This window comes from Gluconacetobacter takamatsuzukensis (assembly GCF_014174275.1).
GTDB lineage: Bacteria > Pseudomonadota > Alphaproteobacteria > Acetobacterales > Acetobacteraceae > Gluconacetobacter > Gluconacetobacter takamatsuzukensis.
Window position 1 is genome coordinate 1 of record NZ_JABEQK010000008.1, and the last position, 11,935, is coordinate 11,935.

Sequence of the window (11,935 nt, forward strand, 5' to 3'; positions counted from 1 at the left end):
TTTCGCGATGATCTGCTCAGGCGTAAAACGCTGACGTCCCATGTAATCCTCCAATCCATATGCCCCATAGGGCTCTCTTCAGAATCGGACCAGTTTTCTCAAGGCAGACCACCGCCAGTGTCTCGCTCAACGCCAATGCTCGGTCCAGCAGACCGACGAGTTCTCGTTCGTGTTCTCGATTGCCTGACGCTCTGGCGACACCCAGTTCATGCCGCAGTGACTCAATCTCCGAACGCATGATTGCATCGCGTTCATCGACGTTAGACAGGAACGACCTGATGACGGATTGATTGCCTGATGTCAGGAAATCACGGCCAACGCCTATGTTGGCCGACAGGTGCTCGCGGCGGTTCTCAAAGTCACTGGGATGAATATCGACCATCCGGCGCAGATATCCGCGCAGGTCAAATTTTTCAGGCAATTGTCCGGCTCCGGCTGCATGGAAGAGACGTTCAGTCTCGCCATGTAACACGCCGGCAATATTCCTCGCACGACGCCGCGATGTCGTTTTCAGGGCCAACCAGACTTCACGCTGGCCGATGGCCTCGCGGAGCCGAGCGGGGACAGCGCGACGGTAGTGGTAGTGACTGCCGACCAGTGCCAGCATTCCTCTTCTCCATTTTGGAGAAGGGCTTTGTAGAAAATTCGCTCACGGACCTGTGAACTGACAATTTCAGTAATGTTTTCAATGAGTTAGGTGGCGGAGAGAGTGGGATTCGAACCCACGGTACGCTATTAACGCACACACGCTTTCCAAGCGTGCGCCTTAAGCCGCTCGGCCATCTCTCCGGCGCACTGGCGGGGCTGCCGGTGTGGCAGGCCCGTCGGTATGGGGCGGGAACATAGCAATAATTCCGGCCGGCGCAAGGGGGTAAAGGTGGGGTGCGCGCGGGGGCTGCGCGCGGGGTGCCTGGGGGGTCAGTGGTCCATCTTGAGGGCGGCCAGGAAGGCGCTCTGGGGGATTTCGACCTTGCCGAACTGGCGCATGCGCTTCTTGCCCTCTTTCTGCTTCTCCAGAAGCTTGCGCTTGCGCGAGATGTCGCCGCCATAGCATTTGGCCGTGACGTCCTTGGACATGGCGCCGATCGTCTCGCGCGCGATCACGCGGCTGCCGATTGCGGCCTGGATCGCGATCTTGAAGAGCTGGCGGGGGATCAGTTCCTTCAGCTTGGCGCAGATCGAGCGGCCGCGGCTTTCGGCCGCCGAGCGGTGGGCGATGAAGGACAGGGCGTCCACCGGTTCCAGATTGACCAGGATCGAGATCCGGACCAGGTCGCTCTCTTCGTAGCCGTCCATCTGGTAGTCGAAGCTGGCATAGCCGCGCGAGACCGATTTCAGGCGGTCGTAGAAATCGAACACCACCTCGTTCAGCGGCAGGCGGTAGACCGCCATCGCCCGGTTGCCGACATAGGTGAGGTCCTTCTGGATGCCGCGCCGCTCGCTGCACAGGGTCAGCACCGCACCCAGATATTCGTCGGGCACCATGATGGTGGCGACGATCCAGGGTTCCTCGATCCGCTCGATCACCGAGCCGTCGGGCATGTCGGCGGGGTTGTGCAGTTCCTCCATCTCGCCGTTCGTGCGGTAGAGGCGGTAGACCACCGAGGGGGCGGTCGCGATCAGGTCCAGGTTGAATTCGCGGCTCAGCCGCTCCTGGATGATTTCCAGGTGCAGCAGGCCCAGGAAGCCGCAGCGGAAGCCGAAGCCCAGCGCGGCGGAGGTCTCGGCCTCGTAATGGAACGAGGCATCGTTGAGCCGCAGCTTGGACAGGCTGTCGCGCAGTTTCTCGAAATCGTCGGCGTCGACGGGATACAGGCCGCACCAGACCACCGGGATCGACGGCTTGAAGCCCTCCAGCGCGGTTTCGGCCGGGCGGCGGTCGTCGGTCAGCGTGTCGCCCACATTGCAGTCGGCCACCGTCTTGATCGCCGCGTTGATGTAGCCCATCTCGCCCGGGCCCAGATCCTCGACCGGGACCATGCGCGGGGCGAACACGCCCACCTGGTCGACATTGTAGACCGCGCCGTTGGACATCATGCGGATGCGCATGCCGCGCTTCAGCCGGCCTTCCTTGACGCGGACCAGGATGATCACGCCCAGATACGGGTCGTACCAGCTATCGACCAGCAGGGCCTGCAACGGCCTGGTGTCGTCGCCGACCGGGGGGGGAAGGCGCGTGACCAGTGCTTCCAGCACGCCTTCGATGTTCAGGCCCGTCTTGGCCGAGATCTGGACCGCGTCGTCGGCTGGGATGCCGATCACTTCCTCGATCTGCGCGCGGACGCGCTCGGGCTCGGCGGCGGGGAGGTCCACCTTGTTCAGGACCGGCACGATCTCGTGATGGGCGTCGATGGCCTGGTAGACATTGGCCAGCGTCTGCGCCTCCACGCCCTGCGAGGCGTCGACGACCAGCAGCGAGCCCTCGCAGGCCGCCAGCGAGCGGCTGACCTCGTAGGCGAAATCGACATGGCCCGGCGTGTCCATGAGGTTCAGGACGTAGGTCTTGCCGTCCTTGGCCGGGTAGGTCAGGCGTACCGTCTGCGCCTTGATGGTGATGCCGCGCTCGCGCTCCAGCTCCATGTTGTCGAGGACCTGGTTGGTCATTTCGCGCGCCGTCAGCGCGCCGCAGGCCTGAATCAGCCGGTCGGCCAGCGTCGACTTGCCGTGGTCGATATGCGCGATGATCGAGAAATTGCGGATCAGCGAGAGCGGTGTGTCGGTCATGGGCGCAGACATAGGCCAAAACCCCGCGAAAGTCAGCGGGGCTCGCGCAAATTCTCCCATGGGTCCGGTGCCCGGCCCGGCGTTCAGGGTCCTGTCAGCTTGGTGTGCTAGAGCGCGCTTTCGGCAGGGGTGGCATCGGGCCATCCGGAGCGTAGGGATGGATGGATGCCAGGGGCCTTGTCGCGTCGGCACGGTGCCGAAAAGCCGGCCCTTTGTACCATGCTGGCCATGATCCTCGGCCTGGGCCTGCCCGGCGGCATGGCGCGGGCGGCCGACCTGTCGTTTCACGAGGCGGTCAGCGCCGCCTGGGCGGTCGATCCGACCCGGGCGGAGCTGACGACCAACCGCCAGTCGGCCGATGCGCGGGCGGATGCCGCGAAATCGTGGTTTCCCGGCGGGCCCGTGGTGTCGGCGCAATATTTCGACGACCATCTGATCGGCTCGAATCTCGGCTACACCACGTATGAGGGTACCGTATCGGTGCCGCTGTGGCTGCCGGGGCAGGGGACCGCGACGCGGCGGGTGGCGCAGGCGGAATCGGCCACCATCCAGGAAAAGCTGAATGTCGCGCACATGGCCGTGGCCGTGCGGGTGCTGGAGGCGGCGTCGGCGCAGGTGATCGCCCAGCGCCGGCTGGCCGTGGCGCTGTCGCTGGTGCAGGCGATGCAGCGGCTGGGCAGTGCGATCGACCGGGCGCAGCGCGTGGGGGAATCGACCGCTGCCGACCGGCAGGCGGCGATGGCCGAACTGGCCGCCGCGCGGACCGAGGCCGGGCTGGCGCGCGAGCAGGTGGAGACCACCGGCGCGGCGCTGGCGGTGCTGCTGGGCCGGCCGGGGCTGCCCGACATCCTGTCTTACGATGCGCGTTTCCTGGCGCGGACGCGCCTGGATACGCCGCAGGTGGTGGAGGATAACGACCCGCGCGTGCGGGCCGCCCATCGCGATGTGGCCGCCGCGCAGGAATCGGTGCGGCTGGCCAAGGCGTCGTTCATGCCCAATCCGGAAATCGGGGTCGGCGCGATCCATGAGGGCCAGTATGGCAGCCCGTGGGACAGCCGCGTGGGGGTGCAGGTTTCGGTGCCCCTGCCCAGCGAGGCGCGCAACGTGCCGATGATGTCCGAGGCCCGCAACCGGCTGGCGGCGGCCGGCAGCCAGGAAGTGCAGGCGCGGCGCATGGTGCGGGTGGAACTGGCGCAGGTGCGTGCCCGGCTGGATGCGGCGCGGACGACGCTGGAGAGCGCGCGGACCTCGGCCGCCGCGCTGAACCGGCGCGCCGATGAGATGGAACGGTCCTGGCAGGTGGGGGAGACGGCTCTGATCGAGGCATTGCGGGCGCGGCTGGGCGCCTATAACGCCATCCTGGCGCTGAATTCGGCCGAAATCGGCTGGCATGCCGCCATCCTGCGCGCCGCCATCGCCACCGGGATCACGCCATGAGGCGCGTGTGGGCCGGGCCGGTGCTGGCTGCCGCCCTGATCGGCCCCGGCCTGTCGTCGCCCGTGCGGGCCGAGGCGGAGGGGGCGCCGGCGCCGGTGACGATCGGGGCGGAAGCGCGGCGGGCGGAGGGTGTGACCGACTGCGTGGCCCGGCTGGGTGCCCTGTCGCGGACATTGCCGGTGCTGGCCAGCGTGACGGCCGACGAGACGCGGATCGTGCGCGTGCGGCCCGTCGGCGCGGGCAAGGTGCTGCGGGTGCATGTGATGGCCGGGCAGCATGTGGCGCGCGACAGCGTGCTGGTCGATTACCTGGACCACTCGCTGCATGTCGCGCGGCTGCAATCGGTGCAGATGCATGCCGCGCTGGCGGGCGCGCTGGCGGCGGAGGCGGAGGCCGAGGCGGCGTGGCGGCGGGCGCGGGACCTGTCGGGCAGCACCGTCTCGCAGGGGGAAGTGCGGCGCCGGCTGGCCGTGTTGCAGGAGGCGCGCAGCACCGTGGCCGCCCGGCAGGCGGATGTGGGCACCATGACCCATCGCTTCGAGGAAGAGTTCAATTCGGTCAGCGAGCGCACGACCACCGGCGGGGACGAGACCTCGTCGCTGCTCGCCCCCATCGACGGCATGGTGCAGGATCTGGGCGTGTCGACTGGCGGCGATATCGAGGCCGGGCAGGTGGCCGCGACGCTGATCGACCTGTCGTCGGTCTGGATCGTGTCGGACATCGCGCCGCAGGATGCCGCGCGGCTGGTGGTGGGCGGGCGGCAGACCGCGCTGCTGGACGGGCGGCGGATCGAGAGCCGCATCGACAGCATCAGCGGCGCGGCCTCGGCCGCCACCGGGCTGGTGCGCGTGATCAGCGCCGTGCCCAATCCGGACGGGGCGCTGCGGCCGGGCATGATGCTGGACGTGGCGCTGGAGACCGCCGACAGGAAGAGCGGGATCGTGGTGCCGTCGGAGGCGGTGCAGCAGATCGCGGGGCGCGACATGGTGTTCGTGCGCCAGGGGGCCGACGGGTATCGGCCCGTGCCGGTGACGGTCGGGATCGACAGCGGGGAGAGCGCGGTCATTCTCGCGGGCCTGTCGGCCGGGGAGATCGTGGCCGCGCATGGCAGTTTCGCCCTGAAATCGATCCTGCTGCTGGCCGGGATGGGCGGGGACGACTGACATGCGGGCCTTTCTGCTGCTGCTCCAGGCGAACCGATTCGTCGTCCTGGGGGCCGTGCTCGCGCTCATGCTCGCCGGGATGGCGGCGGTGGTGGGGCTGCCCGTGGAGGCGGTGCCCGATATCTCGCCCCGTCAGGTGCTGGTTTCGGTCGTCGCACCCGGGCTGGCGACCGAGGAGGTCGAGCGGCTGATCACCTTCCCCGTCGAGGCCAGCATGGCCGGGATCCCGGGGATGAACGACCTGCGCTCGGTCTCGCGGTCCGGGGTGTCGGTCGTCTATGTGCAGTTCGACGACGAGACCGACATCGACCTGGATCGCACCCGGGTCAACGAGCGCATCCAGCAGGCGCGGGCGCTGATCGCGGTGCCGGGCCTGTCGATCAACATGGGCCCGCTGGCGACCGGCATGGGCGAGATCATGCAGATCGAGATCCTGGGCGCCCATCGCTCGCCGATGGAGCTGAACCGGCTGATGACCTGGAGCGTGGTGCCGCAATTGAAGCTGGTGCCCGGCGTGGTGGACGTGAACGTCAATGGCGGGGCCGAGCAGACCTTTCAGGTGGCGCTGGACCAGGCGCGGCTGAATGCGCTGGGCGTTTCGGTGGGCGATGTCTATCGCGCCGTGGACGGCAACAATGCGGCGTCGGGCGGCGGGTGGATCGAGCATCATGCCGAGCAGCAGATCGTGGTCGGGCGCGGGCTGGTCCGTAACCTGGACGATTTCGGCGCGCTGGCGGTGCGCAGCAATGCCGACGGCACGGCGATCCGCCTGCGCGATGTCGGCGCGGTGTCGATGGGGCCGCGCACCCGGCTGGGGGCGGTGACGCGCGACGGGCGGGGCGAGATCGTCAACGGCGTGGTGATGATGCGGCAGGGTGCCAGCTCGGACGCCACGCTGGCCGCCATTCGCGCGGCGCTGCCGGGCATTGCGCGCACCCTGCCGCCGGGCGTGACGCTGGACCCGTATTACAGCCGGTCGGACCTGACCAACCGCACCATCGCCACCGTGCGCGACAACCTGCTGATGGGGGCGGTGCTGGTGGTCGGCGTGCTGGTGGTGGTGATCGGGGACTGGCGGGCGTCGCTGGTGATTGCCTCGGTCATTCCCTTCGCGCTGGTCTGTGCCATGACGGGGATGCGGCAGTTCGGCATTTCGGCCAACCTGCTCAGCCTCGGGGCGATCGATTTCGGCATGATCGTCGACAGTTCGCTGGTGGTGGTGGAGCATCTGCTGGCGATGCGCGAGACCGAGCCCGCGGCCGACCTGCGGGCGCAGATCGTGTCGGCGACCACGCAGGTGCTGCGGCCCGTCACCTTCGCCATCCTGGTGATCGTGATGGTCTATCTGCCGATCCTGACCTTGCAGGGGATCGAGGGGAAGATGTTCCGCCCCATGGCGCAGACCGTCATCATGGCGCTGCTGGCCTCGCTGGCCTATTGCGTGGTGTGCGTGCCGGTGATCGGGGCGCTGGCGCTGCGCGGCAGCCGGGCGCATGGCGACACGCGGCTGGTGGCGGCGCTGCGGCGCCGATACGGGCCGGCCGTGCGCTGGGGGGAGACCCATCCCGGCCCGCTGTTCGGCGCCACGATCGCGGTGTTCCTGGTCTCCGTCGTGCTGGCCATGCGGCTGGGGGGCGAGTTCATCCCGCAACTGGGCGAGGGGGCGCTGGTGGTGACGGCGACGCGCCTGCCCAGTGCCGCGCTGCCCACGGTGCTGGAGTCGGTCGGGAAGGAGGAACGCATCCTGATGGGGTTCCCCGACATTGCGACCGTCGTGAGCAATACCGGGACCTCGGCCATTCCGACCGACCCGATGGGCGTGAACGAGACCGATACGTTCGTGTTCCTGAAGGACCCGTCGAACTGGCGCACCGCGCGCACGCAGGAGGGGCTGGTCGAGGCCTTCGACCGGGCGTTGCGCGACCGCCTGCCCGATGCCCGGTTCTCGTGGAGCCAGCCGGTGCAGATGCGCATGGACGATTTGCTGTCGGGGGTGCGCAGCCAGATCGCGGTGTCGATCTACGGGCCCGACCTGGCCACGCTGTCGCGGCTGGGCGACCAGGTGGCGGCGGCGCTGGGCAGCGTGCCGGGGGCGGCCGACGTGGCGCCGCAGGGCGACGGGACCGTGCCGTTCGTTCATGTCGATATCGACCGGGAGCGCGCGGCGCGGCTGGACGTGACGATGGCGGACATCCTGGACACGGTCGAGGCGGTGGGGGGGCATATCGGGCGGCCCGTGATCATGGACGATGCGGTGGTGAACACGCAGATCCGCTTCGTGCCCGACCAGGTGGCCTCGGTGGAGCAGATTGCCGGGCTGCGCGTCCGCCGGGCCGATGGGGGCGGGCTGGTGCCGCTGTCGCAGGTGGCGCGTGTGTCGGTGGTCGACGGGCCGCCGCGCATCAGCCGCGACCGTATCCAGCGCCGGCTGGTCGTGCAGGCCAATGTGCGGGGGCGGGACCTGAGTTCCTACGTCGCGGCGGCGCAGCGGGCGGTGGCGGCGCGGGTGCGGCTGCCGCCCGGCTATCGGATGAGCTGGGAGGGGCAGTTCCGCAACCTGCAATCGGCCATGGCGCGGCTGGAGATCGTGGTGCCGATCGCGCTGGCGCTGATCTTCGGGCTGCTGGTGCTGGCGCTGGGGTCGGTGGCCCCTGCCGCGCTGGTGTTCGTCAACCTGCCCATGGCCGCCACGGGGGGGATTCTGGCGCTGGCGGTGCGCGGGCTGCCGTTCAGCATTTCGGCCGGGATCGGGTTTATCGCGCTGTTCGGGGTCGCGATCCTGAACGGGGTGGTGCTGGTCAGTTACATCCAGCATCTGCGCCGCACCGGGATGGAAGTGGCGCGCGCGGCCTTCGAGGCGGCGGAGCAGCGGTTTCGGCCGGTGATCGCGACCGCGCTGGTGGCGAGCCTGGGCTTCTTTCCCATGGCGTTTTCGACCAGCGCGGGGGCGGAGGTCGAGCGGCCCCTGGCGACCGTGGTGATCGGGGGGCTGGTATCGTCTACCGTGCTGACGTTGCTGGTGTTGCCTTCGCTTTATGCGCGGGTGATGCGGGAGCGGAAAAAAGGGTAGGCTTTCGGGGCCCTGCCCCGGGCCCCGCCAAAGGGCGCTCGCCCTTTGGAAACCCGGTCGTTGGGTGGGGGGGAGCCTGATAGTGCATAGGGGATGCCGTGCGGATCCTGGTTGTCGAGGATGAGAGGCCGTTGGGGTCGGCGGTGCAGGAGCGGCTGCGGCGGGCCGGGCATGCCGTCGACTGGCTGACCACGCTGGCCGATGCGCGCGCGGCGCTGGCGGCCATTGCCTATGATTTTCTGCTGCTGGACCTGGGATTGCCCGATGGCAGCGGGCGCGACCTGCTGCGGGAGATCCGGCGGGGCGGGTCGGCGATGGCGGTGATGATCGCCACCGCGCAGGACCAGATCAGCGACCGGATTGCCGGCCTGTCGGACGGTGCGGACGATTACATCGTCAAACCCTATGATTTCGACGAATTGCTGGCGCGTCTGGACGCCGTTTCGCGCCGGTATGGGGCGCTGGCCAGCAACCGGCTGACGCTGGGCGAGGTGGAGATCGATCTCGGCCGGCACAGCCTGTCCCGCCGGGGGCAGGATGTGGACCTGACGGCGCGCGAATGGGCGGTGATTGCCCTGCTGGCCCGCCGGGCCGGGGCGATCTGCTCCCGCGAGCAGATCGAGGATGCGCTTTACGGGCTGGGCGAGGAAATCGAGAGCAATGCGATCGAGGTCTTTATCAGCCGCGTGCGCAAGAAGGTGGGGGCGGGGCTGGTACAGACCGTGCGCGGGCGCGGCTACCGGCTGGCGCGCGGGGAGGGTGCATGAGGCGCGGCGGCGGACGATGGAGCCTGGCCACCCGCATCATGGCCGGGGTGCTGGTGGTGGTGCTGGGCTGCCTGGCGCTGCTGAGCGTGCTGGTGGCGGGGTTTACGCGCTACGAGGTGACGGAGCGGCTGGACAATTCGTTGCAGGAAGTGGCCGAGCGGCTGGAATTCGTCATCGCCGCCCATGCCGTGCACCCTGCCGGGGGGACGGTCGCGCTGCTGCCGGAGGTGGGGCCGCGCACGCTGGCCTATCAGATCGCGACGCCGGACGGGCAGTTGCTCCTGCGCTCGCAGAACGCGCCGGCCGAAACTTTCGTGCCTGTGCTGCGCGGGGGATTTTACGATCGGCCGCGCTTTCGGGTCTATGTCGTCAAGGCTTCGGATGGCGGGCACTACATCCTTGTGGGCGAGCCGACCTTTCATCGGCGCGAGGCGGTGCGGCGGGCGACGCTGATCTCGATCCTGCCGATGATCGTGTTCCTGCCCGCCGTGTGGCTGCTGGTGCGCTGGGTGGTGCGGCGGGCCCTGCGGCCGCTGACCGCGTTGCAGGCGGAAATCCGCGTGCGGGGCGGCGGCAACCTGGCGCCCGTTCCGGCGCTGGACCTGCCCGAGGAACTGTCGGCGATCCACATGGCGGTGAACCTGCTGCTGGACCGGCTGAAGAAGGCGCTTTCGACCGAGCGGGCCTTTGCGGCCAATGCGGCGCATGAATTGCGCAACCCGATCGGCGCGCTGCTGGCGCAGGCCCAGATGCTGCGCGAACAGTTGCACGAGCCGGAGGCGCCGGGTCGTGTCGCCGCCATGATCGGGCAGATCCGCCGGCTGGGGCGGATGACGGAAAAGCTGCTGCAATTGTCGCGCGCGTCGTCGGGGGCCGCGATGGGGGACGACCGGTTCGACCTGATCGCGGTGTTGCAGATCCTTGCGGAGGAATTTGCCGACATGCCGCCGGCCTTTCCCGTCGTCACCGTGGATTGCGACGGGATGGAGGCGCTGTTCGCGCGCGGGGATATCGATGCTGCGGGCATCCTGTTCCGCAACCTGATCGAGAACGCGGCCCATCACGGCGTGCCCGATGCCGTGATCGCGGTGACGCTGTCGCAGGGTGGGGTGGTGGATATCGTGAATGATTGCGCGCCGGTGGCAGAAGCGATCCTGCCCGGCCTGACCGAGCCCTTCGTGCGCGGGGGGAGTGCGGCCGACGGCAGCGGGCTGGGGCTGGCCATTGCCGCCAGCATTGCCGGGCAGATGGGGGCGCGGCTGGAGATTGCCTCGCCCGTGCCGGGGTGGGCGCGGGGGTTTCGCGCCCGCGTGGTGCTGGCGGCGTGCGAGGCGGTGCCGGCGCCCGTGCCCGCGCTGGCCGGGGTGGGGGCTACAGGAAGGCCATCATGATGCGGTGCACATGGTCGGCGGGGTCGGTTTCGAACGCGCCGCCGCCCGCGCTGGCGCCGATCATCGCCAGCAGGGGGCCGGTGCCGATGCCGGCCCGCGGGTCGACCACCACCGCGCACAGGGCGCCCTCCGGCCGCAGGACCAGCACCCGGTCGCGCCGGCGGGCCGGGGTGCCGGGCGAGACCATCAGGATGGTCCCGGCGCGGAATACCGGCTCGAACAGGTCGGTATCCAGCGTGACCGCGTAGAGATCGGCCTCGGTGGTGCCGGGCATTTCCCACTGGTCCCACAGGCGGCCGCTGGGCAGGCCCGCGCCGTCGAACATGCCCGGCTGGTCGAGATGCGAGAAGGCGGACAGGCGCAGGCGCGGCCGGCCGGCATGGGGCGTGGGGGCCAGCGGGTTCTGGCCGCCCGCCAGCCGGGCGAAGGCCTCCAGGCTCATGCCCGTGATGTCCAGCACTCGCGACAGGCTTTCGGTACCGGGCCAGCGGGGGCGGCCGGCCGCCGTGGCGCGCTTGGAGGGGTTGAAGCTGGTCGGGTCCAGCCCCGCCGCGCGGGCCAGGCCGGAGGGGGTGAGGCCGCGTTCGGCGGCCAGCACGTCCAGCGCGCGCCACAGATCGTCATGCCGCATCATGAGGGGGAGAGGATTTCCGATTCATGCCGGGCCGCGCCCTGCGGCGTGGGGTGGTAGCGGCCGCCGGTATCCCGGGCGGCAAGGCCCATCCGTTCCAGCCGTTCCAGGCATGGCTGGTCCTTCATCCCCGCCGGGCGCCCGGCCGTGCCGCTGAGCATCAGCCGGTGCAGGGCCGACCGGCAGCATGTTTCCAGATAGGGTTCGGTCCACATGCGGCGGAGGATCGGCGTTTCGCGCGCGGCTTGCAACCGTGATGGTGCGGGCCTGTGCCGGTCCGCGTATCGGGGGTGTTCCGTTTGTGGTTGCCCCCGTGATGTGTCGCGATAGACTTTCCCGCGGAATGCAGGAGGGCCCACATGCTGCTGATCGACGACCCCGCCATCGTGGCCGAGGTGACGGCGATGTCCGACCGGTATGAGGCGGCCTTGATGGCCAATGAGCTGGACGTGCTGGACGCGCTGTTTCGCGATGCGCCGGAGACCGTCCGCTACGGGGTGGGCGAGGTGCTGTACGGGTTTGCCGAGATCGCGGCCTTTCGCAAGGGCCGCGTTGGCGGGTCGCCGCAGCGGCGGGTGTTGCGGCGGGTGGTGACGACGTTCGGGACCGATCTGGCGACCGTCAATCTGGAATTCCTGCGCGAAGGAGCCACGCGGATCGGGCGGCAGAGCCAGACGTGGATCCGCACCGACGAGGGCTGGAAGATTACCTGCGCCCATGTCTCATTAATGGCAGACATGTCCTGAAAACCT

At 69.1% G+C, this 11,935-nt stretch carries 10 protein-coding genes and 1 tRNA gene; 6 read left to right on the forward strand and 5 right to left on the reverse strand.

Annotated elements, in window-relative coordinates; translation table 11 throughout:
• Window positions 1-16 precede the first annotated feature (16 nt).
• From HLH27_RS11060 to lepA, 3 genes are all read right to left on the reverse strand, one after another.
• Window positions 17-607, reverse strand: a complete 591-nt coding sequence (locus HLH27_RS11060) for a DUF6538 domain-containing protein (protein WP_182950105.1) — start codon at window positions 605-607, stop codon at window positions 17-19.
• A gap of 91 nt (window positions 608-698) precedes the next feature.
• Window positions 699-789: transfer RNA gene (locus HLH27_RS11065), tRNA-Ser, on the reverse strand.
• 129 nt (window positions 790-918) lie between these two features.
• Entirely contained in the window at window positions 919-2,724 is a 1,806-nt protein-coding gene (lepA, locus tag HLH27_RS11070; RefSeq protein ID WP_182950106.1) for a translation elongation factor 4, read from the reverse strand.
• A gap of 219 nt (window positions 2,725-2,943) precedes the next feature.
• Between lepA and HLH27_RS11075 the strand changes: the two genes are divergently transcribed.
• The 5 genes from HLH27_RS11075 to HLH27_RS11095 all read left to right on the forward strand — a co-directional run bounded on the left by HLH27_RS11075 (window position 2,944) and on the right by HLH27_RS11095 (window position 10,552).
• Window positions 2,944-4,161: a TolC family protein gene (locus HLH27_RS11075; protein ID WP_408870839.1), complete on the forward strand. Its 1,218-nt coding sequence runs from the start codon at window positions 2,944-2,946 to the stop codon at window positions 4,159-4,161.
• Window positions 4,158-5,324, forward strand: coding sequence for an efflux RND transporter periplasmic adaptor subunit (locus HLH27_RS11080; protein WP_182950108.1), 1,167 nt, complete (start codon window positions 4,158-4,160; stop codon window positions 5,322-5,324). The genes HLH27_RS11075 and HLH27_RS11080 overlap by 4 nt, the downstream gene beginning before the upstream one ends.
• Before the next feature lies 1 nt (window position 5,325).
• Window positions 5,326-8,394 carry an efflux RND transporter permease subunit gene (locus tag HLH27_RS11085; RefSeq protein ID WP_182950109.1) on the forward strand — a complete coding sequence of 1,023 codons (3,069 nt, stop codon included), beginning with the start codon at window positions 5,326-5,328 and terminating at the stop codon, window positions 8,392-8,394.
• 98 nt (window positions 8,395-8,492) lie between these two features.
• Window positions 8,493-9,161, forward strand: coding sequence for a response regulator (locus HLH27_RS11090; RefSeq protein ID WP_182950110.1), 669 nt, complete (start codon window positions 8,493-8,495; stop codon window positions 9,159-9,161).
• Window positions 9,158-10,552 carry a sensor histidine kinase gene (locus tag HLH27_RS11095; protein WP_182950111.1) on the forward strand — a complete coding sequence of 465 codons (1,395 nt, stop codon included), beginning with the start codon at window positions 9,158-9,160 and terminating at the stop codon, window positions 10,550-10,552. The genes HLH27_RS11090 and HLH27_RS11095 overlap by 4 nt, the downstream gene beginning before the upstream one ends.
• On the opposite strand, the gene HLH27_RS11100 is transcribed toward HLH27_RS11095, so the two are convergent.
• Together HLH27_RS11100 and HLH27_RS11105 are read right to left on the reverse strand one after the other, a co-directional pair.
• Window positions 10,533-11,186: a helix-turn-helix transcriptional regulator gene (locus HLH27_RS11100; protein ID WP_182950112.1), complete on the reverse strand. Its 654-nt coding sequence runs from the start codon at window positions 11,184-11,186 to the stop codon at window positions 10,533-10,535. The two genes, HLH27_RS11095 and HLH27_RS11100, sit on opposite strands and share 20 nt — an antisense overlap.
• Entirely contained in the window at window positions 11,183-11,398 is a 216-nt protein-coding gene (locus HLH27_RS11105; RefSeq protein WP_182950113.1) for a hypothetical protein, read from the reverse strand. The genes HLH27_RS11100 and HLH27_RS11105 overlap by 4 nt, the downstream gene beginning before the upstream one ends.
• A 144-nt stretch (window positions 11,399-11,542) precedes the next feature.
• Between HLH27_RS11105 and hpxZ the strand changes: the two genes are divergently transcribed.
• On the forward strand, window positions 11,543-11,929 hold the full coding sequence (gene hpxZ, locus HLH27_RS11110; RefSeq protein ID WP_182950114.1) for an oxalurate catabolism protein HpxZ: 387 nt from the start codon (window positions 11,543-11,545) through the stop codon (window positions 11,927-11,929).
• Window positions 11,930-11,935: the final 6 nt, after the last annotated feature.

Excerpts from the sequence above, each read along its gene's own strand:
- hpxZ (WP_182950114.1), top strand. The coding sequence starts at position 11,543 with ATGCTGCTGATCGACGACCCCGCCATCGTGGCCGAGGTGACGGCGATG.
- lepA (WP_182950106.1), bottom strand. The coding sequence starts at position 2,724 with ATGACCGACACACCGCTCTCGCTGATCCGCAATTTCTCGATCATCGCG.
- HLH27_RS11100 (WP_182950112.1), bottom strand. The coding sequence starts at position 11,186 with ATGATGCGGCATGACGATCTGTGGCGCGCGCTGGACGTGCTGGCCGCC.
- HLH27_RS11080 (WP_182950108.1), top strand. The coding sequence starts at position 4,158 with ATGAGGCGCGTGTGGGCCGGGCCGGTGCTGGCTGCCGCCCTGATCGGC.
- HLH27_RS11085 (WP_182950109.1), top strand. The coding sequence starts at position 5,326 with ATGCGGGCCTTTCTGCTGCTGCTCCAGGCGAACCGATTCGTCGTCCTG.
- HLH27_RS11105 (WP_182950113.1), bottom strand. The coding sequence starts at position 11,398 with ATGTGGACCGAACCCTATCTGGAAACATGCTGCCGGTCGGCCCTGCAC.
- HLH27_RS11075 (WP_408870839.1), top strand. The coding sequence starts at position 2,944 with ATGCTGGCCATGATCCTCGGCCTGGGCCTGCCCGGCGGCATGGCGCGG.
- HLH27_RS11060 (WP_182950105.1), bottom strand. The coding sequence starts at position 607 with ATGCTGGCACTGGTCGGCAGTCACTACCACTACCGTCGCGCTGTCCCC.
- HLH27_RS11095 (WP_182950111.1), top strand. The coding sequence starts at position 9,158 with ATGAGGCGCGGCGGCGGACGATGGAGCCTGGCCACCCGCATCATGGCC.